At 33.4% G+C, this 26,945-nt stretch carries 25 protein-coding genes, 3 pseudogenes and 1 riboswitch; of the genes and pseudogenes, 16 read left to right on the top strand and 12 right to left on the bottom strand.

The window, feature by feature from the left end; all coding sequences use genetic code 11:
• Positions 1 to 117: 117 nt before the first annotated feature.
• The 3 genes and pseudogenes from KA858_RS07165 (at position 118) to KA858_RS07155 (ending at position 2,713) form a co-directional block, all read left to right on the top strand.
• Positions 118 to 768, top strand: a complete 651-nt coding sequence (locus KA858_RS07165; RefSeq protein ID WP_210125798.1) for a hypothetical protein — start codon at positions 118 to 120, stop codon at positions 766 to 768.
• Between the two features lie 54 nt (positions 769 to 822).
• Positions 823 to 1,877 (top strand): annotated as a pseudogene (locus KA858_RS07160) (tyrosine-type recombinase/integrase); the annotation flags it as partial.
• A gap of 143 nt (positions 1,878 to 2,020) precedes the next feature.
• The gene (locus tag KA858_RS07155; RefSeq protein WP_245336060.1) at positions 2,021 to 2,713 is read left to right on the top strand and encodes an NYN domain-containing protein; all 693 of its coding nucleotides are present in this window, start codon (positions 2,021 to 2,023) and stop codon (positions 2,711 to 2,713) included.
• 109 nt (positions 2,714 to 2,822) lie between these two features.
• On the opposite strand, the gene guaA is transcribed toward KA858_RS07155, so the two are convergent.
• From guaA to xpt, 4 genes are all read right to left on the bottom strand, one after another.
• The gene (gene guaA, locus KA858_RS07150; RefSeq protein WP_053030254.1) at positions 2,823 to 4,364 is read right to left on the bottom strand and encodes a glutamine-hydrolyzing GMP synthase; all 1,542 of its coding nucleotides are present in this window, start codon (positions 4,362 to 4,364) and stop codon (positions 2,823 to 2,825) included.
• A 172-nt stretch (positions 4,365 to 4,536) separates the two neighbouring features.
• Entirely contained in the window at positions 4,537 to 6,003 is a 1,467-nt protein-coding gene (gene guaB / locus KA858_RS07145) for an IMP dehydrogenase (RefSeq protein WP_210125795.1), read from the bottom strand.
• A 39-nt stretch (positions 6,004 to 6,042) separates the two neighbouring features.
• Complete coding sequence (gene pbuX, locus KA858_RS07140; RefSeq protein ID WP_053030256.1) at positions 6,043 to 7,311, bottom strand: xanthine permease PbuX; 1,269 nt, start codon at positions 7,309 to 7,311, stop codon at positions 6,043 to 6,045.
• Entirely contained in the window at positions 7,308 to 7,889 is a 582-nt protein-coding gene (gene xpt, locus KA858_RS07135; RefSeq protein ID WP_053030257.1) for a xanthine phosphoribosyltransferase, read from the bottom strand. The genes pbuX and xpt overlap by 4 nt, the downstream gene beginning before the upstream one ends.
• Before the next feature lie 258 nt (positions 7,890 to 8,147).
• Positions 8,148 to 8,250, bottom strand: a riboswitch (purine riboswitch).
• 217 nt (positions 8,251 to 8,467) lie between these two features.
• On the opposite strand from xpt, the gene KA858_RS07130 reads away from it, so the two are divergent.
• From KA858_RS07130 to KA858_RS07115, 4 genes and pseudogenes are all read left to right on the top strand, one after another.
• Positions 8,468 to 8,875 (top strand): general stress protein, encoded by a 408-nt coding sequence (locus tag KA858_RS07130; RefSeq protein ID WP_053030258.1) that lies wholly within the window; start codon positions 8,468 to 8,470, stop codon positions 8,873 to 8,875.
• A gap of 148 nt (positions 8,876 to 9,023) precedes the next feature.
• Positions 9,024 to 9,692, top strand: a complete 669-nt coding sequence (locus KA858_RS07125) for a hypothetical protein (RefSeq protein WP_210125793.1) — start codon at positions 9,024 to 9,026, stop codon at positions 9,690 to 9,692.
• A 118-nt stretch (positions 9,693 to 9,810) separates the two neighbouring features.
• Positions 9,811 to 10,314, top strand: a pseudogene (locus KA858_RS07120) (DNA-binding protein); the annotation flags it as partial.
• Positions 10,315 to 10,742: 428 nt separating this feature from the next.
• A complete protein-coding gene (locus KA858_RS07115) occupies positions 10,743 to 12,131 on the top strand; it encodes an L-cystine transporter (RefSeq protein WP_210125975.1) in 1,389 nt (462 codons plus the stop codon).
• A 90-nt stretch (positions 12,132 to 12,221) separates the two neighbouring features.
• Here KA858_RS07115 and nfsA read toward each other — a convergent pair.
• Positions 12,222 to 12,978 (bottom strand): annotated as a pseudogene (gene nfsA / locus KA858_RS07110) (oxygen-insensitive NADPH nitroreductase).
• Between the two features lie 157 nt (positions 12,979 to 13,135).
• On the opposite strand from nfsA, the gene KA858_RS07105 reads away from it, so the two are divergent.
• The 5 genes from KA858_RS07105 to KA858_RS07085 all read left to right on the top strand — a co-directional run bounded on the left by KA858_RS07105 (position 13,136) and on the right by KA858_RS07085 (position 19,093).
• Positions 13,136 to 13,915, top strand: coding sequence for a 2-keto-4-pentenoate hydratase (locus KA858_RS07105; RefSeq protein WP_210125974.1), 780 nt, complete (start codon positions 13,136 to 13,138; stop codon positions 13,913 to 13,915).
• 437 nt (positions 13,916 to 14,352) lie between these two features.
• Positions 14,353 to 14,922, top strand: a complete 570-nt coding sequence (ahpC, locus tag KA858_RS07100) for an alkyl hydroperoxide reductase subunit C (protein WP_053030264.1) — start codon at positions 14,353 to 14,355, stop codon at positions 14,920 to 14,922.
• 14 nt (positions 14,923 to 14,936) lie between these two features.
• Positions 14,937 to 16,460 carry an alkyl hydroperoxide reductase subunit F gene (gene ahpF / locus KA858_RS07095; RefSeq protein ID WP_210125973.1) on the top strand — a complete coding sequence of 508 codons (1,524 nt, stop codon included), beginning with the start codon at positions 14,937 to 14,939 and terminating at the stop codon, positions 16,458 to 16,460.
• A 184-nt stretch (positions 16,461 to 16,644) separates the two neighbouring features.
• Positions 16,645 to 18,330, top strand: coding sequence for a hypothetical protein (locus KA858_RS07090; protein ID WP_210125972.1), 1,686 nt, complete (start codon positions 16,645 to 16,647; stop codon positions 18,328 to 18,330).
• Positions 18,331 to 18,466: 136 nt separating this feature from the next.
• Positions 18,467 to 19,093 (top strand): NDxxF motif lipoprotein, encoded by a 627-nt coding sequence (locus KA858_RS07085; protein WP_107630348.1) that lies wholly within the window; start codon positions 18,467 to 18,469, stop codon positions 19,091 to 19,093.
• A 71-nt stretch (positions 19,094 to 19,164) separates the two neighbouring features.
• Here the strand turns inward: KA858_RS07085 and KA858_RS07080 are convergent, their stop codons facing one another.
• Positions 19,165 to 19,743, bottom strand: a complete 579-nt coding sequence (locus KA858_RS07080; RefSeq protein ID WP_210125971.1) for a histidine phosphatase family protein — start codon at positions 19,741 to 19,743, stop codon at positions 19,165 to 19,167.
• Between the two features lie 23 nt (positions 19,744 to 19,766).
• Entirely contained in the window at positions 19,767 to 20,396 is a 630-nt protein-coding gene (locus tag KA858_RS07075; protein ID WP_210125970.1) for a LysE family translocator, read from the bottom strand.
• A 454-nt stretch (positions 20,397 to 20,850) separates the two neighbouring features.
• On the opposite strand from KA858_RS07075, the gene KA858_RS07070 reads away from it, so the two are divergent.
• Positions 20,851 to 21,084, top strand: coding sequence for a hypothetical protein (locus KA858_RS07070; RefSeq protein WP_053030269.1), 234 nt, complete (start codon positions 20,851 to 20,853; stop codon positions 21,082 to 21,084).
• A gap of 298 nt (positions 21,085 to 21,382) precedes the next feature.
• Here the strand turns inward: KA858_RS07070 and KA858_RS07065 are convergent, their stop codons facing one another.
• Complete coding sequence (locus KA858_RS07065; protein WP_011276862.1) at positions 21,383 to 21,631, bottom strand: GlsB/YeaQ/YmgE family stress response membrane protein; 249 nt, start codon at positions 21,629 to 21,631, stop codon at positions 21,383 to 21,385.
• A gap of 176 nt (positions 21,632 to 21,807) precedes the next feature.
• A complete protein-coding gene (locus KA858_RS07060) occupies positions 21,808 to 22,557 on the bottom strand; it encodes an amidohydrolase family protein (protein ID WP_210125969.1) in 750 nt (249 codons plus the stop codon).
• A gap of 217 nt (positions 22,558 to 22,774) precedes the next feature.
• Here KA858_RS07060 and KA858_RS07055 point away from each other — a divergent pair, with 217 nt between their 5' ends.
• Positions 22,775 to 23,032, top strand: a complete 258-nt coding sequence (locus KA858_RS07055; RefSeq protein ID WP_053030271.1) for a hypothetical protein — start codon at positions 22,775 to 22,777, stop codon at positions 23,030 to 23,032.
• A gap of 203 nt (positions 23,033 to 23,235) precedes the next feature.
• Positions 23,236 to 24,306, top strand: coding sequence for an Ltp family lipoprotein (locus KA858_RS07050; protein WP_210125968.1), 1,071 nt, complete (start codon positions 23,236 to 23,238; stop codon positions 24,304 to 24,306).
• 385 nt (positions 24,307 to 24,691) lie between these two features.
• Here the strand turns inward: KA858_RS07050 and rpsR are convergent, their stop codons facing one another.
• The 3 genes from rpsR to rpsF are packed head-to-tail and all read right to left on the bottom strand — an operon-like array spanning position 24,692 to position 25,812.
• The gene (gene rpsR, locus KA858_RS07045; protein WP_002447994.1) at positions 24,692 to 24,934 is read right to left on the bottom strand and encodes a 30S ribosomal protein S18; all 243 of its coding nucleotides are present in this window, start codon (positions 24,932 to 24,934) and stop codon (positions 24,692 to 24,694) included.
• A gap of 47 nt (positions 24,935 to 24,981) precedes the next feature.
• Positions 24,982 to 25,494, bottom strand: coding sequence for a single-stranded DNA-binding protein (gene ssb / locus KA858_RS07040; protein WP_053030272.1), 513 nt, complete (start codon positions 25,492 to 25,494; stop codon positions 24,982 to 24,984).
• Positions 25,495 to 25,515: 21 nt separating this feature from the next.
• The gene (gene rpsF / locus KA858_RS07035; protein WP_053030273.1) at positions 25,516 to 25,812 is read right to left on the bottom strand and encodes a 30S ribosomal protein S6; all 297 of its coding nucleotides are present in this window, start codon (positions 25,810 to 25,812) and stop codon (positions 25,516 to 25,518) included.
• A gap of 287 nt (positions 25,813 to 26,099) precedes the next feature.
• On the opposite strand from rpsF, the gene KA858_RS07030 reads away from it, so the two are divergent.
• Positions 26,100 to 26,906, top strand: coding sequence for a glycoside hydrolase family 25 protein (locus tag KA858_RS07030; RefSeq protein WP_210125967.1), 807 nt, complete (start codon positions 26,100 to 26,102; stop codon positions 26,904 to 26,906).
• Positions 26,907 to 26,945: the final 39 nt, after the last annotated feature.

Raw genomic sequence — 26,945 nt, 5'->3', positions numbered from 1 at the left:
ATTTAAAAAAGTATATTGAGAATGGTTTAATAGATGACTTAGATATTTTAAGTCAAGTTATTGATGCAAAAAACAAGAATAATTAAATATTTTATAAATAGAAAAGGAGTTATACATATGAAAAAACTATTCGGCGTATTACTAACAAGCACATTAATTTTAGGAGCATGCAGCACTCATAATGGTAAAGATACAAAATCTAGTACTAGCGAGCACAAGAAGTCTGATAAAGTGAATAGTGCTAAAGATAAGATTAAAGATAGTAAGTTAAGCAAGAAAAACAAATCTGATAACGATAGTAAATCATCAGGTAATAGCTCAAGCGAACAAAGTAATAGCAGTGACGGTAAACAATCTGAAAGTAACAACCATACAAATGGTAATAATTCTGATAACGATAATAAAACATCAAACAGTAATACTGGCAATTCAAAAACTAGTAACAATCAATCAACTAATCAAACTAGTAATGTAAATTCAACGCAACAAGCTACATCTAATCAACAGAATACCACACAACAAAATAACGGTATAACACAAGCAGATATAGACGAATGGAATAAAACTAAACCAACAACTCACGATGAAAGCCAAATGGGATATGGTCGTGGCGATTACGAGGCTGCGAGAGAGGCAAGTTCTAAAGTTTGGGATAACCCTAACGCTCACGTCGGCGGACCTAGTTGGGTAGGTAAAAACGAAGGTTATGATAGTTGGGCAAAACGTCAACAAGAAGTTCAGGAAAATTCAGAAGTGCTACAACAATAATTTATTGGGTAGCCATCTACCCTTTCTATTATAGGAGGTATTACTCACATGTGACATGAAAAATTTACTAATAAGCATGATGAAGTACAATATCGCTATTATGAAAAGTATAAAGACCCACTCAAAAACAAATGATGACGTACTAGCGTAGTGCTTAATAAGAAGATGGTAAACAGTCACAAAAAGAGGCTCAAAAACGCTTAAATGAGCGTATAATGGCAAAGTTAAATGACAAGACATCTACTAACCTTAAAACGTTAACTTTTCATGCTGCATGTGATGAGTGGTTAAGTTAATATCTGGATCTAAACAGTCAACTATTACTACTAAAATTTATAAAGTGGCTCACATTAAAAGAAATATAACATCACTGATATATCATACATAGATGATGTTGTAATGCCTAAAAAAGCGCCTACAAGAAAAGAAGTTAAAGGTAAACGTGAGAATTATTTAGAAATGGCTGAAGTTCTAACTATTGTTGAAGAATTAAAGCATATAGCAAATAAAAAGCGTGCTAGTTATATGAAAAGATCATACTTATTTACTGCTTACATAGTTGGATTTCAAGCATTAAATGGCATGCGTATTAGCGAACTCTTAGCAATTCAACCCGATAATATTGAATTTAAAAATAAGAAGCTTGCCATTGATGGCACTATACACTGGCGCAAAGATGGTAACAAAATGGGTTTCAAAGACACCACAAAAACTGCGTCATCTTATCGTACTATATCTTTAACTACTAAAAGTTGTGATATTTTACGTAAGGTTATGTTAGAGAACAAGAAAGCACTTCAATGGGAAAACATGTATGTGGATAGGGGCTTTATTTTCACAAGTCATAAGTCAACCCTCTATCTCTTACATCAATTAATAGCAACATACAAACAGCTACACAAAATATAGGGATAGAAAAGCACGTGACAAGCCACACCATGCGTCATAGCCATATTATATCATTACTATCTCAATTAGGTGTGTCACTACGTGCAATAATGGATCACGTAGGGCATACAGACCATAAAACTACATTACAGATATACAGCCATGTTACTGAGCAGATGGATAAAGATATGATGAATAAATTAGAAATGGTTGGGAGATAAATTGTTGACTCTTATCATTAAAGGTGCTAATATTTGTCTATAAATAAGTTAACTCAATCCATGAGAGTAGACACCCCACCATAAGGGGATGAGCGAAATCATGGGTTTTTTGTATGAATTTTTATTGTAAGGGGAAATTATTGATGAAAATAGCCGTACTAGTCGATGGAGGATACTATCGAAAAAGAAGTCAAAATGTATTTGGAAAAGTTACAGCAAAAGAAAGAGCAAATGAGTTATATAAATACTGTAATCGACATTTAAAAGAAACACATTTTGGAACAGAAAAATATGCAGACTTATATAGAATTTTTTATTATGATTGTCCGCCTATTGATAAACAAGTGTTCCACCCATTAACACAAACGAATATCGACTTTACTAAAAGCGAAACAAAGCAATGGACCGAAGATTTTTTTAAAGAGATATCAAAAAAACGTAAAGTAGCATTGAGATTAGGAGAGTTAAACGAGGCTACTGTGCATTATAATCTCAAACACACTAGCACTAAAAAATTAATGAAAGGCAGTAAAGAAATAAATGAATTAGACGAGAAGGACTTTGCATTATCATTAGTTCAAAAAGGTGTAGACATGAAAATCGGGTTAGATATTGCCACCTTATCTTATAAAAAGCTAGTAGATAAAATCGTTTTAATCGCAGGAGATAGTGACTTTGTACCTGCTGCAAAGTTAGCGAGAACCGAAGGAATCGACTTCGTACTCGATTCGCTAGGTGCAGACATAAGAGATAGTCTTTCGTTACATATTGATGGGCGTAGGACATGTGACGAAAAATACATAAATAGAAATAGACAATCAAAAAAAGATACATAATAACGGCTTTTCCTCACACTTTGCCCTTTTTCTGCTCTTTTTTCAATTTTCAAATTACAAAAACAACCCTCTAACCATTGTGGTTAAAGGGTTTTATCATTCATATATTCTATTCCCATTCAATAGTGCTTGGCGGCTTAGACGTAATGTCATAGACTACGCGGTTAACGTGATCTACTTCATTTACAATACGGCTTGAGATTTTTTGTAAAACTTCCCAATCAATGCGGGCGAAGTCACTTGTCATACCGTCGATAGATGTTACTGCACGGATACCTACAGTATGATCATACGTACGATAATCTCCCATTACACCTACAGATTGAATGCCAGGAAGAACTGTGAAGTATTGCCAAATGTCTCTTTCAAGACCTTCTTCACGCACAACCTCACGTAAAATCGCATCTGATTCACGCACAATTTCTAATTTATCTTCTGTAATTTCACCTAACACACGGATACCTAAACCTGGACCTGGGAATGGCTGTCTCCAAACTAAATGTTCAGGAATACCTAATTCAATACCTAGAGCGCGTACTTCGTCTTTGAATAATGTATTGATAGGCTCAATAAGTTCAAATTCCATATCTTCTGGTAATCCACCTACGTTATGGTGAGATTTAATTGTTTGTGCTGTTTTAGTGCCTGATTCAATGACATCAGTATAAAGTGTACCTTGTGCTAAGAAATCAACATCTGTTAATTTAGCCGCTTCATCATCAAACACGTATACAAATTCATTACCAATAATCTTACGTTTTTGTTCTGGATCAGATACACCTTTTAATTTATCCATGAAACGCTCTTGTGCATTCACACGAATAATATTCATGTCGAAACCTTCACCAAATTGTTCCATAACCATGTCACCTTCGCCTTTACGAAGTAATCCATGGTCAACAAAGATACATGTTAATTGATCGCCAATCGCTTTATGTAATAAGACTGCTACAACTGATGAATCTACACCACCACTCATCGCACATAAGACTTTACGATTGCCAACACGGTTACGAATTTTTTCAATTTCAATTTCAATAAAGTTTTCCATCGTCCATTCGCCCGTACATTCACATACACGACGCACAAAGTTTCTTAATAAATCATTACCGTATTCTGTATGACGTACTTCAGGGTGGAATTGAACACCATAAATCCGGCGTTCTTTGTCTTCAATTGCTGCATAACTTGTACTTGGACTATCCGCGATAACTTCAAATCCTTCTGGAATTTCAATTACTTTATCAGAATGACTCATCCATACTGTTTGTTCAGATGGTAAACCGAAGAATAAATCATCTGATTTCGCATTAATTATTGCTTTTCCATACTCACGTTCGTTAGCGCGTTCAACTTTTCCGCCTAAAAGTTTCGTCGTCAACTGCATACCATAACAAATACCGAGTACAGGAATACCTAAATTATAAATGTCAGGGTCAATCGTAAATGAACCTTCTTCATAAACTGAGTTTGGACCACCTGAAAGGATGATACCTTTCGGATTCATACGTTTGATTTCTTCAATTGAAATTTCATGATCGTGTAATTCACTGTATACGCCCATTTCACGAATACGACGTGTAATCAATTGGTTATATTGACTACCAAAGTCTAAGACAAGAATCAACTCTTGCTCTTGAGCCATTTCCATAATTGTGGATCTCCTTTAAATTGAATTTTATGTAAAGAATAGAGAGACACTTTCCAAATGTGTTGCTCCAAGATTATGTTTTAAAGTGAACAAACTCTGAGACAAACATATTTGAATTGAAAAGTGCTCCCCATTCTTTCTAACAAACTGCCATCATCACACTACGTTCATTTTAAAATGAGTAGTTAGGTGATTCTTTAGTAATTTGTACATTATGTGGATGACTTTCTGCTAAACCAGCAGGACCCATACGTGTGAATTGTGCTTCGTCACGTAATGTTTTCAAGTCAGGTGAACCTGTATAACCCATACCAGCTCTTACGCCACCCATAAGTTGGTAAATTGTATCTTGTAATGGACCTTTGTAAGCTGTACGACCTTCAATACCTTCAGGGACAAATTTTCTAGGAGATTTGTCTTCTTGGAAGTAACGGTCATTTGATCCTTTTTCCATTGCGCCTAAAGAACCCATGCCTCGGTACACTTTATACTGTCTACCTTGGAATACTTCAGTGGCACCTGGGCTTTCTTCAGTACCAGCTAATAAACTTCCTAGCATTACTGCATGTCCACCAGCTGCTAACGCTTTAATAATATCACCAGAGAATTTAATACCGCCATCTGCTATGATTGCTTTTCCAAATTTACGTGCTTCCGTTGCACAATCATAAATCGCTGTAATTTGAGGTACACCTACACCTGCTACGACACGTGTTGTACAAATTGATCCTGGTCCAATACCAACTTTAACTACGTCAGCACCAGCTTCGAATAATGCACGTGTTGCTTCAGCAGTCGCTACATTACCAGCGATGATAGTAACTTCAGGATATGTTTCTTTCATTTTCTTAACTTCTTGAATCACGCCACTAGAATGACCGTGTGCTGTATCGATAATTAATGCATCTACACCAGCTTCGACTAATTTTTGAGCGCGAATTTCTGTATCTTTAGATGTCCCGATAGCTGCTGCAGCGAGCAAACGACCATGCGCATCTTTAGCTGCATGAGGGAATTCAAGGACTTTTTCAATATCTTTAATTGTAATTAAACCTTCTAAACGGCCATTTTCCACTAAAGGTAATTTTTCAATTTTATGTTCTTGTAGAATTGTTTGGGCTTCATCCAATGTTGTGCCTACAGGAGCTGTAATTAAGTTTTCTTTAGTCATCACATCAGAAATCTTGATTGAAAAATCTTCTATAAAACGTAAATCACGATTCGTTAAAATACCTACTAATGCTCTTGATTCTTTATCACTCACAATTGGTACACCTGAAATACGGTATTTACCCATCAACGCCTCTGCTTCATATACACTTTCATCAGGTGTTAGATAGAATGGATTGGTGATAACACCGTTTTCTGAACGTTTAACTTTTTGAACTTCTTCAGCTTGTTCTTCGATGCCCATATTTTTATGAATGACACCTAGACCACCTTGACGTGCCATTGCAATTGCCATTTTAGACTCGGTTACTGTATCCATACCAGCTGATATAACTGGAATATTTAATTTAATTCGTTCTGATAATTCAACACTAAGATCCGCATCACTAGGTAACACATCTGATGCTGCTGGAATTAATAAAACATCGTCAAACGTCAAAGATTCTTTAGCAAACTTATTTTCCCACATTGATAATACAGCCTCCATTTTTATATATAGTTACTTCTATTATTTCACATTTTCTTCGCTTTGTTTATACTTTATACCATTAAAAAAGAAATTAAGAATAATTGCGGAAATCGCGCCTAATACAATACCATTTTGAGTTAGCCATGCAAATTGCTCACCTAAAGCTTTAAACGCTTGTGGTACTGCACTAATACCTGTACCCAATCCTACAGATACAGCAATGATTAATAAATTATTTTGATTCTTAAAATCAATATGACCTAAAATACTAACACCGTAAGCCATCACCATACCAAACATCGCAATCATTGCACCGCCTAATACAGGTAATGGAATGATATTAGCTAAAGCACCTAATTTGGGAATACAACCACAAATGAGTAGTAAAACTACCATACCGTAAATCACTTTATTCTTCTTCGCACCTGATAAAGATACTAACCCAACATTTTGTGAATATGCCGTGTAAGGAAATGAATTAAAGATTGATCCTAATACAATAGCAAGACCTTCCGCAGTGTAACCCTTACGAAAATCTTTTCTTTCTAATTTTTTGCCAGTAATTTCACTTAGCGCATGATATACACCAGTCGATTCTATTAAACTTACGATTGCTACAATCGTAAATACCAGTATTGCACCTAAATCAAAACCGAAACCAGAAAAACGAAATGGTTGAGGAATGCCTAACCAATGGGCTTCTCCCACTTGCTTAATATCTACTAAACCAAGCAGATTTGCCAATATTGTTCCTGCAACCAGTCCGATTAAAATCGCAATGGATTTTAAGAACCCTTTTGTAAATCTTTGCAAGATAAGAATAATGATAAGTGTAACGCCACCTAAAATTAAATTTTTAGGATTTCCATAGTCTTTAGCGCCTTCTCCACCAGCTAAATAGTTCATTGCAACTGGCATTAAATTGATACCAATAATTGTAACCACGCTTCCTGTTACAACAGGTGGAAAGAACTTAACTAAGTAAGAGAAGAATGGTGCAATAATGACAACTAAAATACCTGATATAAATAATGAACCATATAGCACATCCAGACCCTTCGTTTGACCGATTAAAATCATAGGTGCTACTGCAGTAAATGTACACCCTAGTACAATGGGTAAGCCTGTACCTGTTACTTTGTTAGCTTGTAAAAATGTTGCTACACCACACATAAAAACATCCACTGTGACTAAATACGCAATTTGTTCCGGTGTAAACTTTAAACTCGTACCAACGATGATTGGTACTAAGATTGCACCGGCGTACATTGCTAATAAGTGTTGTAAACTTAAAATGAACGTCTTCATTCATTTTCACCTAGTAAAGTCACTTGGTTGCCTTGTAATGAGGCTACTTTACATAATGAAGACACATTTAAACCTGCCTCTTCTAATCTTTGTCTGCCATCTTGGAAACTTTTCTCAACAACAATGCCAATACCAACTGTTTTAGCTTTAGCTTGTTGTGCAATATCATATAATCCTAGTGATGCATCGCCATTTGCTAAGAAATCATCAATGATTAAAACTGTATCATTCTCATCTAGAAATTCTTCTGAGACAATCACTGTACTTGTTTTGTTTTTTGTAAATGAATGGATATCCGTACTATAAAAACCATCTTTCAACGTACTTGGTTTCGCTTTTTTAGCGAATAAGCATGGGACATCAAAATGTAATGCCGCCATAATAGCTGGAGCAATGCCTGATGCCTCAATTGTTAAAATCTTAGTGACACCTTTATCTTTAAATTGCTCATAAAATGTTTTGCCTACTTCATGCATTAGTTTTGCATCGATTTGATGATTTAAAAAACCATCAACTTTTAATATTTTTTCATCAATTACTACGCCATCTTCTTTGACTTTCTGTCTAAGCGATTCCACGTCAAAACCTCCTAAATTTGTATACAAAAAAAGCCTCAAACTTTACGAGAAAGTTTCAGGATCCATGAGCGAACAGGCAATACATATCATTTTAAGATTTCAAGAAGTCGTAAATTTAAATGTATTCTTCTTTAAACACTTTATAATTTTAAATTTGTTTTATCTCATAGGATGAAGTGAATGAATATACAACCTCCAAAGTGAAACAACCTTATACAGTATTTCTAGATAGTCATTTAAATTAACATCGTCCATTTTATGTATTGATTCTGAACCCATAGTCATGTCGTTTGTGGCAACATGGTAGAAACTTCTAAAGCCATATTCTTTAGATTATATGAGTGATATAAATTATTTTACGATAATAGCAAACTTTTGCTTGATTTTCAATATCATAGAAATGGTTATAAGCCCTTTCACAATAATATTTTGTCGTGTAAGCGTTTAACTAAATATTGCTCAACACTATTTGTAAACACTTCTTAATTAATTATATAATAACTATAGTTGCGTTTTATAAATATTCTTAAGGGTATATTTTTATTAAAAGTAGGACGAAAAGATGGAGGGCGATTAATATGGCAGATTTTACCGTATTAGATAAACAAGATGAGATTTATAACGTTGTACAAAAGAAAAAAGCTGAAGGATATTCAGAAAATGAATTAGTCGTTGTAAGTAAAAGTAAATTACACTTAGATGATTTACATGATTCTCAAGTGACTTTAATTGCCACAAGTGGCTCATTTAGTGATCGCATGTCTAAATTATTAACTGGCGAAGACGGTGAAGAAGCTGTTTTAGCTCGTTATGATTTATCTGAGGACCAAAAAGAAAAATACAAAAAAGAAATCTTAGACGGCAAATTTTTAGTAGTTGCTAACAAAGATAAATCTTCACATGACGAAGTTGAGCAAAATAACTCAGCTTACGAAGAAATTGATATCACACATTATGCGAATGAATCTAAAGGTCCAAAATCATAATCACGATTGAATTTAAACTTTGAAGCCGTAAGATGCGCTATAGTAGTGCGTTTATCTTACGGCCTTTTTTCGTCTCATAACGTTTTATTAATGACGTCTTATTATCTAAATATGCTATACTTAAACAAATATTCGTGGGGGTGATATTATGAAATTTCACGTGATTCAATCAATTAAAGATGCGTATTATGACAAAGCAATCACTTTTTATAATCAACAACTAGATGTAAATTTTTATGAAGATAGCTATATTATTGAGCGATCCTTAAAAAATAATAAAACAGAAAATGATTATACTTTTCTCGTGGGCATACGAGATGATGAAATCATTAGTTTAGCGACGGCACATTATGAAGCAACAACAAATTCAGCCTTTTTAATACACTTAATTGCGAATAACACTTCAGATTATGAAGATGTCCTCGTTAGCACACTACAAGAAATTGAGCATCAATTAAACCTACTTTCTAATAAGGTGCATGCTCGTGATATTAATTTTGTAATGGTTGAAGTGCCTAAAACAGACCACTCATTAAAAGACATTAATCAACAAGCAGTCACTCAACGCCAACAATTATTGCTATCTAATGGCTTTGAAAGACAAAGTGAAATTGATTATATACATCCAAATTATTCTAAAATTGAATCGCCTTTTAAAGTAGATTTATTCATTAAATCAAACATTGAATTAACTAAAGATATATACCCAGCAAGTGTGAAATCAAATTATATTTTAAAATATGTATTTGCTAATGGTATTTCACGCGATATTATCTATCCTTTATTAGTAAAAATGAATTTACGCCTACCACACTAGGAACACTTGAAATGAGCGATATAAAGGGTTAAACTAATAGTCGAGGTTAGACTGACGTTTCACTGACAGAAGACAAACGTCAGTGTACATAAATCAATGAACGAAAGGACTTTCAGCTATGTTAACCAAAGAATTCGCTCAGCGTGTCGAACTAAGTGAAAAACAAGTCCGTAAAATAGTCCAACATTTAGAAGAACGTGGCTATCAACTTAGTAAGACTGAATACCGTGGCCGTGAAGCTACTGATTTTAAAGAAGAAGATATTGAACTTTTCCAAGATATCGCTGAAAAAGTAAAACAAACAAATAGTTATGATTTAGCTTTTGAAGAGCTTGAAAAGGAAAAAGACTTTTTACAAGTCATTGTTAAAGAAGACAATGAACAATTACCTGCGGATCAAGGCGCTACGCAATTAGTAGAAGAATTACGTACAGAAATTCAAAAAATGCGCGAAGAACGTCAAATGCTTGGTCAAATGATCAGTCAAGTTCATCAACAACAAACAGAATTAAAAGAACTTCAAAATCAAATCACTGAAAAATTAGATGTTAATAATCAATCATTATTAGCTATTCAAAATGCTCAAGAAGCCATTCAAACAGCTCAAAAAGAGCAATCTGAATACACTAAAAATGATTTAGTTAAAGAAATTAATGATAAAAATCAACAATCTATCGATACATTAAAAGAGGATATTACGACACAATCTCAGTCATCTCCTCTTGGTAGACCTAACGATGATAAGAAAGGTTTCTTTGCACGATTATTTAACTTATAAATCTTTCAAATAAAGCGAACAGTTGTGACACTATCAATTTGTCACAATACAATTAATATAAGGGTGAGACAGCATTCATTTTGAATCCACTGCCTCACCCTTTTTTATATGATTAATAATTTAAAACTTTAAATTATTTTAATTTAATTAGCTATTGTGTCTTTTCAAAAACTTATAATTTATACTTTTTATTTCAAAGTATTGAAATATAAAATAAATAGTATTATCCTTATAAAGTATGTCGGAATTAGAATATTATAAGGAGATTCATTATGGGGACTTTTTTTACAGTTATTAATATTGTCATTATGATTGTATTCTTAATTGGGTTATTTATAATGGCTAAAAAACATGTCTCATTTCCTAAAAGAGTGTTTACCGCATTAGGATTGGGCATCGTGTTTGGAATTGCTTTACATCTCATTTATGGTGCCAACTCTAAAGTACTCGAAACAACTACAGATTGGTTCAGTATTGTAGGAGATGGCTATGTTGCATTACTACAGATGATTGTAATGCCACTGATTTTCATTTCAATCGTATCAGCATTCAGTAAAATACAAATTGGTGATAAATTCGCTAAAATCGGTACTTATATTTTTATGTTTTTAATTGGGACTGTAGCTATTGCTGCTATCGTAGGAATTTTTTATGCCATTGTATTTGGCCTCGATGCCTCAAGCATTGATTTAGGCAGTGCAGAAAATTCAAGAGGAAGCGAAATTAGTAATCAAGCGAAAGATATAACTGCTAATACGTTACCACAACAAATTCTAGAATTATTACCAAGTAATCCATTCTTAGATTTCACTGGTCAGAGAACAACGTCTACAATTGCAGTGGTTATCTTTGCGATTTTCGTAGGCTTTGCTTATTTACGTGTGGCTCGCAAGCAACCGGAAAGTGGTAGTTTATTAAAACGTGGTATTGATGCAATTTACTCATTGGTCATGTCTATCGTGACATTTGTATTAAGACTCACACCATACGGTATCATTGCGATTATGGCATCAACAATCTCTACAAGTGATTTCCAAGCGATATGGACATTAGGTAAATTTATGATTGCATCATATGCAGCATTAATCACAATGTACATTATCCATTTAATATTATTAGCAATTATGGGTATCAATCCAGTTCGTTACGTTAAGAAAACATTCGAAGTGCTTGTATTCGCATTCACTTCTCGTTCAAGTGCGGGTGCATTACCATTAAACATTCAAACGCAAACGCAACGATTAGGTGTACCAGATGGGATTGCTAATTTCTCAGCATCATTTGGCTTATCCATAGGTCAAAATGGTTGTGCAGGTATTTATCCTGCGATGCTAGCTATCATGGTGGCACCAGTTGCAAACGTAGATATTGATCTACCATTTATACTTACTTTAATTGGCGTTGTTATTATCAGTTCATTTGGTGTAGCTGGTGTCGGTGGTGGTGCAACATTTGCATCTATCCTCGTATTATCAACCTTAAACCTTCCAGTAGCACTTGCAGGGGTACTTATCTCAATCGAACCCATTATCGATATGGGACGTACTGCATTGAACGTTAATGATTCAATATTAGCAGGTACTGGTACAGCTAAGCTGACTGGTAATATGGACAAAGATAAGTTTAACTCAAACGAATATGGAGATTTATCAACAAATTAATTCATATTTTAAAAAGCGTAGCTCAAACGTTACTGTGTTTATTTCAAACCATTGTAATCGTTAGCTACGCTTTCTTTATTAAAAACTCAATTATTTCTTCATTAATCCTGATTTATTCAATTCTTCTAACATATCTAAACGTGTTTTTCCACTTAAGAACCCAGCGACTTGTTCTGACCATGTTTCTTGGCGTTTTCCATTCGTTCGTTCTTTATAATAGTTACTAACTGTCTCATCATATTTTTGAATTGCTTCTCTTTGTTCTTTCGCATTACTATTATAAACATTTTTATGGAATACATGATCAAGCGGTAAACGTGGCTTAGGTGCACCATTCTCGTCCTCTGCTGGTTCTCCCACAGCCATTCCAAATAACGGAAATGCATATTCAGGTAAATCTAAAATTTCTTTAACACGACCAACATCATTTCGTAGTGAACCTAAATAAACAATACCATAACCCATATCTTCTGCAGCCAAAGCCATATTTTCAGACACTAAAGCCACATCGATTGCGCCTACTAACAACCCTTCTGCTGATTCAAAAGAAGTTTGCATGTCAAAATCAACAGTTTCATTGATTAAATTGTGACGATAATAATCTAAAACAAAGACAAATAAATAGCCATTATCCACAACATATGGCTGTCCTGATACTTCTTTTAATTGTTCTTTAATATTTGGGTCTTCTACACCAATGATTGAGTATGTTTGTAAATAACTAGATGTTGATGCACTCTGACCTGCTTCTACCAACTTTCTAACTGTGTCATCACTTAGCGGTTTATCTTTAAATTGTCTTACCGAATGGTGTTTTTTTCATTAAATCGTAAACATAGTCTGTCATTGTATCCACTCCTTCAATCCTATTGACTACATCGTAACAATTTATTTTTTATTTTGCTTTTATAAAGAATTACTTATCTTCCATAAACCATTTGCATGATGGTCATTTTATAGTTATCATAATAGTAACAATTTTCAGATATTTAAGGAGAGATAGCATGATCCAAGCAAATAAAGAAGTATCAAACGCCTTATTTCAAGCATATATGTCAAAGGAACCTATTGAATTTGTAAGTAACACACACACGCTCACTGAACCTGAAGCTTATCAAACACAAGATGATCTTATTCAGCAAATCCAAGCTGAGAAGCAAGTTCCTATCAAAGGTTATAAAGTAAGTATGACAAGTGCTGCAACTCAAGCCATCGCTAATACTAACGAACCAGCTTACGGTACAATTTTATCTCATCAAGTTGTAGAAAATGGTCATGGCGTATCACTCACTACACTATTTGCGCCACTATTAGAACCTGAAATTATTTTTGAATTAACTGCTGACTTACCTGAAGATGCTGACACGCAAACCATATTAGAAAGTGTGAAAATCGCACCAGGAATCGAAATCCCAGATGCACGTTATAAAGATTGGTTTCCTAATTTCACTCTAGGTGACTTGATTTCTGATAATACTGCTACAGGACTCATCGTAGTGGGCGAACGTATCACACCTCTCGATTATGAAGCATTCGCAGATATTGATTTAAAATTATTCAAAGATAATCAGCAAATTGAAACTGGTCACTCTAGTGAAGTGCTTGGAAACCCTATTGAATCCGTGAAATGGTTAAATAAAAAATTACATTCTCATGGCAAATCTTTAAAAAGAGGACAATTTATTTCTTCTGGAACCTTTATTTCTCCTTTAAAATTAGAAGAAGGTACGTATACTGCTGACTATGACAAAGTAGGGTCAGTCACAGTTAAAGTCATTGATTAACCATACGTTCCAACATTATCCTGAGTCTTAAATAAATTATTTATACACTCTATTCATTATTATTGAACGGAACAATGAAATCTTCATACTATATGTGGTTTCATTCTGTTCTTTTTATATTTATTTTATTTTGTATGATCAAAAATATATGCATAGTTGAGAATGAAAAAGGTTAATTGATATTCAGAAGAAATGATGACACCTATTTTTCAAATTAAAAACTAAAAATTAATCACTTCTTCATTTTCTTAACGATGTGTTAAAAAACCTGTTTAAACAATGTTAAAACAGCATTTTATCACTTATAAGTGCATTAAGTTGACGAATAAGAAATAGCATGTAATAATAATACTTAAGAAATTAGAATTATTATAAACAAGCAATTATTATTATGTAGTTCTAATTAATATTCACGATAATCAGGAGGAATTTAAGTTATGTCTTTAATCAATAAAGAAATTTTACCATTCACAGCGCAAGCTTATGATCCTAAAAACGACGAATTCAAAGAAGTAAGCCAAGATGATTTAAAAGGTTCTTGGAGTGTCGTATGTTTCTACCCAGCTGACTTCTCATTCGTATGTCCAACTGAATTAGAAGATTTACAAAACCAATATGACAAATTACAAGACTTAGGTGTAAATGTATTCTCAGTATCAACTGATACACATTTCGTACACAAAGCTTGGCATGATCATTCAGATGCTATCAGCAAAATCCAATATCAAATGATTGGTGACCCTTCACAAACAATCACTCGTAACTTCGACGTATTAGACGAAGAACTTGGATTAGCTCAACGTGGTACATTCATTATTGACCCAGACGGCGTTGTTCAAGCAGCTGAAATCAATGCAGATGGTATTGGCCGTGACGCAAGCACATTAGTAAATAAAATCAAAGCCGCTCAATACGTACGTCAACATCCAGGTGAAGTTTGCCCAGCTAAATGGGAAGAAGGTTCTGAATCATTACAACCAGGATTAGACTTAGTAGGTAAAATTTAAGGAGGCATTAAAGAATGCTTAATGCTGATTTAAAACAACAATTACAGCAACTTTTAGGACTTATGGAAGGCGATGTAGAATTCAGAGCAAGTATCGGTTCTGATGATAAATCTAAAGAGCTTAAAGCACTTTTAGACGAAATCGCTGAAATGTCTGAGCACATTACAATCGTAGAAAAAGAATTAAAACGTACGCCAAGTTTCTCAGTTAGCAAACCTGATGAAGAAGCTGGTGTCACGTTTGCCGGAATTCCTTTAGGTCATGAATTTAATTCACTTGTATTAGCAATTTTACAAGTTAGTGGTCGTGCCCCTAAAGAGAAACAATCTATCATTGATCAAATTAAAGGTTTAGAAGGTAAATACAACTTCGAGACATACGTTAGTTTAACGTGTCAAAAATGTCCTGATGTTGTTCAAGCATTAAACCTAATGAGCGTTGTTAACCCTAATATCACGCATACGATGATTGATGGTTCTGTGTTCCGTGAAGAATCAAAAGATATCATGGCTGTTCCTGCAGTATTCTTAAATGGTGAAGAATTTGGCAATGGACGTATGACCATTTCAGATATCTTAACTAAATTAGGCAGTACACAAGACGCTTCTGAATTCGAAGGTAAAGACCCTTACGATGTTTTAATCATCGGTGGTGGTCCAGCTAGTGGTAGTGCAGCCATTTACACTGCTCGTAAAGGACTACGTACTGGTATTATTGCCGACCGTATTGGTGGTCAAGTTAATGATACTGCTGGTATCGAGAACTTTATCACTGTAAAAGAAACAACAGGTTCTCAATTCTCAGCTAATCTCGCAGCACACATTGATGAATATGACATTGATACAATGACAGGCATCCGTGCTACTAATATTGAGAAGACAGATCAAGCCATCCGTGTCACACTTGAAAATGATGCTGTTTTAGAAACTAAGACTGCTATCATTTCAACAGGTGCAAGTTGGCGTAAGCTTAACATTCCTGGTGAAGATCGTTTAATTAATAAAGGGGTTGCTTTCTGCCCACACTGTGATGGTCCTTTATTCGAAAATAAAGACGTTGCAGTTATCGGTGGAGGAAACTCTGGTGTTGAAGCTGCTATCGACTTAGCAGGAATTGTTAAACATGTTACTTTATTTGAATATTCATCAGAACTTAAAGCAGACACAGTATTACAAGATCGTTTACGTTCACTATCAAACGTAGACATTCACACGAATGCAAGAACTGCTGAAGTATTAGGTGAAGATCATGTAACTGGTATTAGTTACGAAGATTTAACTACTGGCGAGATGAAAGAATTAAGCTTAGATGGTATCTTCGTACAAATTGGATTAGTACCAAACACACATTGGATTGGTGACGCAGTAGAATTAAATAACCGTGGCGAAATTGTTATTGATCGTAATAACAATACAAACGTTCCAGGTATATTTGCGGCTGGTGACGTTACTGACCAAAAAAATAAACAAATTATTATTTCTATGGGTGCTGGTGCCAATGCGGCATTAAATGCATTCGATTATATCATTAGAAATTAATTACTATTTAAGGATAGGTGTAAGGTTTTTATGACCTTGCTTCTTATCCCTATCAACCACTTAACCTATCAAATATCTTCATATATAACAGAGACCCATGTAAGGGTCTCTGTTTTTGTGTGACTTTTATATTATCTATGATAATCTAAACTTATACAGATAAATAACATTGGAGGTCTTCTTTATGCATGAATCGCTATCCCTAATTTCAGAGGAACAAACAAGTAACTTGAAGCAACTTGTAAATCCACCATCTTATTACAGCAAAGCAGATATGTTGTTTGAACTTGCTTCACAACCCGAAACATTAACGCGACTTTACAATGAGATGAGTCAATCTGAGAAAAATTATATTAGTACATTTTTAAAAAATGGTGAATCACTTATTCTAATTAATAAGAGAAAATTAAAAAAGTTACCTATTTGTTATAAATATGGCATTGTTACATTTGTAAAAGAAGATACGTTTGTCGTAAACAATCTCATACTGACTATGTTGAACGAAGTGGTTTTAAACAAAAAGTACCCTGATTTTCCACCAAAAACCATCAGAGAAGAAGATTACGTTATGAAACTTCATGGGCAATATACAGCAATTGAAAAGTATAAAAACGTTTCTCTTAAAGAGGAAATGGCTGAATATAATATAGAAAGTCTAAAAGATATTTGTCGTTCTTATAAAATTAAAGGCTTCTCTAATAAGAAAAAGGCCTCAATTATTGATTTAATAAATGACGCTTTCTTCCGAGATTTTTCAATTTTAAAACAGGAACTTGCACGAATGCCCCGTAGAATACTAGATATCTTTGTAGATACATATAAATCTGGTAAAAATGTTAATACGAATTATGACTTCAATGCATTAAATGCATACTTAGGTATGGATTTCCAGATCTTAGAAAGACATCTATTTATTTTAAGATTTGATATACGTAGCGAAGTTATTATCATACCACAGGATATTATGAATCATTTTTCACAATATGTGAATGATATTGGTGGGCTAGATAATCTTTTGACCGATTTACTGACTATTAATAACGACGTCCCCTTCTTAGATGAAGATGACTATATTGATGAAGAATTGAATCTTTTATTCGATGTAAATAGCAATCATATTAACAAACTTATAGATATGGGCGTTGAAAACATCGATGAGCATGATTTAGAAAAATTATTAAGCGATGAATTTCTAGATTCTACATTTACGAATAGTGTTAATAATTTGTTAAAAGAAGCACATGTTGAATATAAAATAAGCGAAATGAAGGATCAAAATAAAAGTGATAAAGAAATTACCTTATTTAGATTTTATACTGCAGCAACAAATTTATATGGTGTCGTGTCACTGCAATTCGTTTCAAAATTATTAAAACGATTATTAAAGATATCAAAATCAATCAATGAAATTAAATTCCATATTCAATCTTTAAACATGCATCACTTCACAGTTATTAAGCAAGGGTATTTGGTCCATCCAGTAATGGCACATTATATTGACCCAACTTATGTTGAATTATTAGATCTTGATTATTATGAACCAAAAACATTAAAAGAGTTACTTTCTTTCGATGTCCATGAATATTATAAAGCGGACAAAGTGATTAAAGAATTTAAAACGTTCATAAAACACTACTTCACTACTGATGATAAAGAAGAGATACACACGGATATGACTATGTTATTCCACGAATTACGTTCATCTTCAGACTTAGATGAAGCGATTATGGCTATTGAAGTTATGATTGCAGGAGATATGCTGTACCCTATTCCCGAGGATAAACTAACCAAGCAAGTAGAACAGGTTTGGACTCATTTAAGACTTTGGTTTGCAAAAGGTAATACAATAGTAGAAATACAAAATATGTAGATGGATAAATGCCACAAATTGTTCATAGATAATTGTGATTTTAAGCACTTAACGTTCAATTATTTTTCAATAAATGATAATCTATTACTATGTAAAATTATAGTTGCGTTACTAATAAAGGAGATTTTAGAAACCTATGAAGAAAAGTTTAATAATAGGTCTCTTTTTATCATTATTACTAACATTAAGTGCTTGTGCACCTAAAGAGGATAATGATTCAACAGACCACCATAGTAATGGTGTTAATGCACCTAAAAATGCTAAAGCGTTGAAAGAGAGCGATATTTTCACTTCCGATAAAAAGAATCAAAAACTAACTGAAGATGAAATGAATAAAGCCATTAAAAAATATTTAGATGTAAATAGTGATATTTTAGATAATAAATATGTAATGCAAAGCCAAATTGACCGTCAAAGTACAGGTCAAACACACGTTACGGATGAACAAGCCAAAAAACTTAGCAACTTATCAAATTTAGCCATTAAAAACGATATACATTTCAAAGATTTCGTAAAAAACAATACGTTACCTTCTGGTTATAAAGAAAATACGGAGCGAATTATTAACTACTTCCACGCCTTAAATAGTACGATTGCGGATGTAGATAAGAGTATTGAGCAACTTAATTATGAACCTCAAAATACAATTAATGTCGTCGATGTGCCTACGCATTATGCAGGTGATGTGAATGGTAAACAACAAGATAAAATCCAAAAATTCCTAGATGATAAAAATATTAAATCTGACGTATTAGATAAATAAAATAAGAGTCCAATCCGTTAAAATAAGTGGTTTGGACTCTTTTAATTGTTAAACAATTATTTTCATACATATTATATTTCTAAAAAGTATGGCTTACAATTGTCGACATTGTAATCTAATGCTTCATCCTCATCAATCATATTGAAATATGCAAATATACAACGAATAACGACTTGATGTGCTACAATCACAATTGTTTTATCATCATGACGATTCAATTGTTCAAAGAATAGATGAACTCTATGATACACATCTCTATAACTCTCACCCTCAGGCGCTTTTTGAGTGAAACTATGACGGAAATCTTTATAGTCCGTATCATTAAAGTAACGATGATACTTCGCATCATGCATTAACGTATCTTTATACTCGCCCTCAAACACACCAAGTGAACGTTCACGAAGCAATGACGTAATTGTCGTCGGTATCTCATAAGGAAAGATATAGCGATAGGTTTCTTGCGTACGCGTTAAGTCGGATACATAGACGTGATCAACTTGTCTTTCTTTAAAATAACTTTCTAAATTTTGTGCACCCTCAATACCCTTTTTAGTTAGTGGTACATCTAATTGACCACAAAAATATGCTCTTTTATGTTTGTTGTCATAATTTGATTGTGATTCACCATGTCTCACTAAATATAGTTTCATATACTACAATCCTTTACTTTAATTTAACTACTCTTGCTTAATAATAAATGAATGGATAACCCAATTAAAATGATACCTACCATATAATCGAATGTAGCTTTTATTTTCGGTTGACTGAATAGTAACTTAATATATTGAAATACAAATACACAGAATAAAAACCAAATTAAGATAACGATGATGACAATTATAGATAAAATGGCTACTTGTGACTTTACTTCAATACCACCAGTTGATAGAAATTGAGGTAAAACACTCACATAATACAGTAGTGCTTTAGGATTTAAAATAGTGCTTATAAAGCCTTGACGATACGAAGTAAAATAGCTCACATCATCGACGCCAATACGAGTTGTATTAAAATTCATCGACTGACGTGCGGTGCGAATACTTTGTACGCCTAAATACACTAGATAGCACGCACCAAGTATTTTAATGATCAAAAATATGTAGTATAAACTTGTAAGGATATATATAATGCCCAACACAGCTAATGACGAATAAATGATATGTGCAGAAGTGATACCGAATGCTGACATTGCCCCATTTACTTTACCCGAATGGATTGTATTTTTCATAACAATTAAAAAATCGGGACCAGGCACTATAATGATAAGTAACGTAATAGTAATAAAGGTTAAGATGCCTTCCATATACACACCCACTTCAATTTAATATTATATAGATTATGGCATACTTAAATTGTAAATGTAAGTCTACGGGTAGTCTAAAATTTCAAAAGTAGCACGATCCTTTAGCGTTTAATACTTAACTTAAATACGACTTTTACAAATCATAGAACTAAACGAAATTTTTTAATATTTTAAGTACTTTTCATTGTCATTATGGTCGGTTACATGGTAGTATAAGGGTGTAGTTAATAATAACTACAAAGTCTTTTATATTCATGAACATAATACTCCTGGGTGACGCCTTAACCCGACGTCACCCTCTTTTTATGCCCAATTTTAATCCCTTTTCCTAATATTCCTCACAAAATAAACACCGAAATGATAATCATTAGCATTTAAGTAAAATTACTGTCATCATGCATTTTTACATGCTACATTATAACTAAGTAATCACACTTATTGGGGGGAATCAATAATGGAATTGCTAGGCTATAAAATGATTAATGACGAACTCATGGCAACTGTTAAATCTGATCACGGACATATATTTAGATATTCATTTAATATTGAAACACCAGAATATGAAATTTTAGAAGTACTAGAAGAAGTTAATCAACATGTTGATAATGGCAGACATCCATTAGGATGCGAGATTATAAAGAACTATGATTTTGAAGATATTCATAACCATCAGGCTTTAATTAATTAAAATTTCATTAAACTAAAAAAGGGAGCGGGACAGAATTCTTTTGAATTCGTCGTCCACTCCCAGCTTGCTTTGCTTGTAGAATTTCTTGATGAAATTCTCTTTGCTGGGGCCCCACTCCCAGCTTGCTTTGCTTGTAGAATTTCTTAGTGAAATTCTCTTTGTTGGGGCCACCCCCGCAAGGATGACTAGAACTGAGAAAAGCTTGATTTAAACGCCTTCTCAGTTCATTCAGCTACTGCGAATTTGCTAAATAGCATTATTATACTATTTATATCCCAGACTGTTTTAGATATTACTCTTATTTTCTTAATGCTTTTAAAATTAAAGAAACAACGAAAATAACAATAATTGCACCGATTAGTGCTGGAATGATTGGTACGCCACCCCATACAGGTCCCCAAGTACCTAATAATTTACTACCTACTGCTGAACCGATTAATCCAGCGATGATGTTACCGATGATACCACCTGGGATATCTTTACCCATGATCATACCGGCAACCCAGCCGATTAATCCTCCGACTATTAACATAACAATAAAGCCCATATTCAGAACTCTCCTTACATCTTCTATTTTTGTATACTTCTTTTATATACCACACATCAATATGAATAAACATTAGGATATAATTTTATTGTATTTTATTTAAACTTATATCAAATCTCATTATAAAAATTATGGATAATTTATATATTCGTTTTCCACTACTACAAATTCGATTTTCATTCTGAAATTCTATAAAATTTCAATGCATTTTTATAAAAGATCTTCTCTTGTGTCTCTTCATCAAAATGCTTTTGAATTAACTCAATATCTTGTTCACTAAAAGGACGCTTTGCTCGAGTAGAGGGCAAATCAGTACCAAACATAATGGCCTCAGGGTTAATTTCAATTAGTTTCTCAATGGCTTTAATGGGATCTATCTCTATACGCCCAAATCCAGTTGCTTTAACATAAACACCTTGTTTAACTAACGTTTTTAAATCCTCAAAGCCCTCTACAGTCAAGCCGAGATGATCGATTGTTACTTGGGGTAATGAGCTTATAATTTCTTGATAGTCTTTTAATTGTTTAGATTCAATATAAATTTCAGTATGCCAATCAACTAAATCATATACCCTTTGCGCAAACGTCTTGATAAGCGCTATATCTTCAGACCCACCGCGCTTAACATTAAATCGAATACCTCTAACCCCTTTATCATTTAATCGAAAAATTTCATCGTCAGAGGTCGATGCAGGTAGCTGCGTTATCCCAACAAATTGTCCTTGAAGTTGATCTAATGCCGTTATTAAATAATCTTGATCGAACCCTTGAAATGACCCTGATACAATTGCACCTCCTACAACATTTAATTGCTTAGTATGATTTAAATAATCATTAACCTTAAATGATGGGGGTATGTAGCCATTATTCTCTTTAACCGGATAATCAAAGTCAATGATATGAAAATGCGAATCAAATAGTTTCATTATAAATTCCCTCTTTATTTATATTTCTTGAAATAAAGATAACATAATTAATAATTATCAACTAAAAGACTTGATAATTATTGTGAACAGGACTAGTATAGTAAAATAACTTAGGTTATATATAAAAGACTTAAAAAAACTTACTTATAATAAATAAACTTGGAAAGTAAGAAAAAATAATTTAAATTCAAACTTGAATTTTAGGAGGTTATGTTTCATGAGTTCACATACACTTTTTAATTTAAGAACTAAACGAAATCTTGAAATTAACGAATTAACTGAATTAATTAACGAAAAATATGGTACACATTATGAACCCCATCAATTATGGGAATGGGAAAATCACCAACACGAACCTAAGTTTAAAGATGCAATGATTCTTGCAGACTTCTTCGACACGCCTTATCAAATGTTAGTCGAAAGTAAATACAAAGAATATCAACAGCAAATTGACGATATCGATATTCGTTTATAATTTCTATTAAATACCTGTCATACTATATATTTAGTATATGACAGGTTTTTTTATCATAATTTTCGTTTTAAATAAAATTAATTGCGATATAATGACTTGAATTTAAATTAATTTCACAAAATAAATTTTATATCTATTGTATGTAAATTTTAATTTATGTATGATTGTAATTAGTGTTAACCAACTACAAGGAGGATATTTTAATGGCATTTAATGAAGAGCCACCAAATAATACAAATTCATCCCAAGAACAATCACCAGAAAACAATATACATAATCAAGATAAATATGAAAATGTGAGTAATAATGAAAGAACTCAAAACGATGATTCCAATAGTTCTAATAAAGGGAAATATTGGCTTATTGGATGTGGCGCCGGTTGTGGCTGTCTAGTTATTTTAATTATATTGGTACTAGCAGCTTGTGTGATTTTTATGAAAGTCTCAGACTCAATTTCATCAAGTGATAGTGAAAATGCAACGCATGAATCCAAACACGAAGGTAACTCTCGTAAAGCTGGAGGGAATGATAAAGAAGAAGCTTTGCAACGTGCTGAAACTTATGCTAAATCGATGTACATGTCTAAAAAAGGTATCTATAACCAATTGACTTCTAGTAGTGGTGATAAATTTAATTCTAGTACAGCTAAATATGCCGTTAATCATTTAAAAGATGTAGATTATAAGGAAAATGCGTTAAAAACTGCAGAAGAAAGTAGTGATAACTTACATTTTTCGAAAAAAGAACTAACCGATTATCTTAAAAATGATGAAAATTCAGGTCAATTTACTAATGAACAAGTAAATTATGCAATGAAGCATGCAAAAATTGATTATAAGGAAAATGCGTTAGAAACAGCAAAACATATCAGTGAACAATCTTATTCTTCAAAATCGCAACTTGAAGACGAACTTACGTCTAAAGATGGGCGTCAATTTACGAAAGATGAAGCAGATTACGCAATGAATCATTTGAAGACGGATTTTAAAAAGAATGCATTAAAAAATGCTCAACGATATATGCAAGACTCTATCGAATCAAAAAGTGAACTTTATAATAAGTTAGTAGAATACGACGATTTCACAGAAGATGAAGCAAAATATGCTGCCGATAATGTAAAAGTAGACTACAAAGAGAATGCACTAGAAAGAGCAAAATCTTTATCTAAAGATGGCGATACTTCTAAATCAGATATTAAGGATATGTTGTCTTCTAAAGATGGTTTCAAATTTACTGAAGAAGAAGCACAGTATGCCGTTGATCATTTAAAATAATGATTTAATAACAATAAAATATTAGTATTTATAATATCAAAGAGGCTGGGACATAAATAATATAATGAAGCTATTTTTGCAAATTCGCAGTAGCTGACTGTACTGAGAAGGCGCTTAAATCAAGCTTTTCTCAGTTCTAGTCATCCTTGCGGGCGGGGCCCCAGCAAAGAGAATTTCATCAAGAAATTCTACAAGCAAAGCAAGCTGGGAGTGGGACGACGAATTTTAAAAGAATTCTGTCCCACTCCCTTTTCTTGATATAGTACAACTTAGTGTTTAATGTAAAATTATTACTATTTCCTTTTTCTGTCCTTTCCCTAAAATTCAAAGCACAAAAATAACCCCGTAAGCTTTAAGCCTACGGGGTTTAAACACTAATTATATATTAGTTTTCGTCTTTAACATATGGTAATAAAGCCATATGACGAGCACGTTTGATAGCTGTAGTCAACATACGTTGATATTTAGCTGAAGTACCAGTTACACGACGTGGTAAAATTTTACCGCGTTCTGAGATAAAACGTTTTAATAATTCAGTGTCTTTATAGTCAATGTGTGTAATACCATTTGCTGTGAAATAGCATACTTTTTTACGACGACGTCCGCCTCTTCTTGGTCCACCTGCCATGGTTAATTACCTCCTTTGGAATAAATTTTTATACGTTCATTTTGTTATTAGAATGGTAAGTCATCATCACTAATATCAATCGGTCCGTTTGCGTTTGCAAATGGATTATCAGATTGTTTATTAGTTGATGCATTATTGTTATTATAAGACGTATTTTGTCCTGATTGTTGACCACCAAATCCTTGACCGTAGTCTTGGAAATCATTGTTATTACTTTGATTACGTTGGCCACCATGCGCATTCTTAGGTTCAAGGAATTGAACACTATCTGCTACAACTTCAGTAACAAAGATACGACGACCTTCTTGATTTTCATAACTGCGTGATTGTATGCGACCATCAACGCCAGCTAGACTACCTTTGAATAAATAATTATTCACGTTCTCTGCTTGTCTTCTAAACACAACGACATTGATGAAGTCAGCTTCGCGTTCCCCTTGAGCATTCGTGAAAGTACGATTAACTGCTAGAGTAAATGTCGCTACACTTACGCCTGAGGGAGTGGTTCTGTATTCTGGATCTTTAGTTAAACGACCTACTAATACAACTCTGTTTATCATTAAAACGCCCCCATTACTTTATTACTTATCTTGGTCTTCACGGATAACGATATAACGGATGATATCGTCACTGATTTTAGCTAAACGTTGGAATTCGTCTGTAGCTTTGTTGTTATCAGTTTTAATGCGTACGATGTTATAGAAACCTTCTTTGAAATCTTCAATTTCATAAGCAAGACGGCGTTTACCCCAGTCTTTTTCTTCTAAAACTTCTGATCCTTCTGAAGCTAAGATACCGTTGAAGCGTTCAACAAGTGCTTTTTTAGCATCTTCTTCAATGTTTGGACGTACGACATACATAATTTCATATGTTCTCATTTTATACTTGCACCTCCTTGTGGTCTATGCGGCCTATCGAATACTAACGATAAGCAAGGAATAATTTTCATTACTCACAATCAAGAATTATAGCACAGAGTATTACTTTTTACAATATATTTTATGCATCCTCCGTCTCACTGATTTGTATTGCCTATAACTTAATTTTCTTATATATGAATCGCGTCTTATATAAAGTTGCGAATTAGAACTTTTTATACTAATATCACAACTGCATTTTACATAGTATTATTTCTAAAAAATATAATATCTAAAGGAGAGCTCAAATGTTTAAAAAGGCAACATCATCTATTGCATGTTTAACTATTATGGCGACTTCTGTAGGTGCGTTAAATGCAAACGCTTCTGAGCATTCTGGAGGTAGCCAAAAAGGGACAATGGGGTATGGATATCAACAATATCTTGAAAATAACCCCGACCAACAAGATGCTTCAACAAGTAATCGTTCAACCTTTTCATCAAAATCCAAAGCAGTGACCACACAAAATGGTGAACGTGTATTAGATATTTCAGAGTGGCAAGGCAACTTAACTGACGCCCAAGTCAAACAATTAAAACAAGATTATGATTTTATTATTATTCGAGGTCAATATGGCTCCGAATATGTCGATAAATGTTTAGAGAACAATTCAACTTTACTAGATAACAATAATATGAAATTTGGTGTGTACTCATACAGCATGTATGAAAATGCCGATGACGCTCGAAATGAAGCACAAACGCTTTATAATCGTGCACCTAAAGCATCATTCTATGTTAATGATTTTGAGCAAGATTCCATCACTTCTGGTGATGCTGACACTGCCACAAAAGCTTGGGCAGATGAAATGCGACAACTTGCTGGAAATAAAAAAATATTATTTTATTCTTATGAGAACTTTATGATTAACAATGTTCCTAACGCAGTGAGTGCTTATGATGGTTATTGGTTAGCAGCATATCAAACACAAGAACCTAATAGAGAGAAAGTATTATGGCAATACACTGATCATTACTATGCACCAGAGTTAAACCAAAATGTTGATGCGAATTACTTAGATGCCAATGTTACGGCTGATTGGTTTATTGATTAAAAATACATACATAACACTTTATTTTCACGAACACTTGTT

Source organism: Staphylococcus sp. GDX8P80P, assembly GCF_017893095.1.
GTDB lineage: Bacteria > Bacillota > Bacilli > Staphylococcales > Staphylococcaceae > Staphylococcus > Staphylococcus borealis.
Note: the sequence above shows the minus strand (reverse complement) of the source record. Positions and strands in the feature narration are given on the sequence as shown.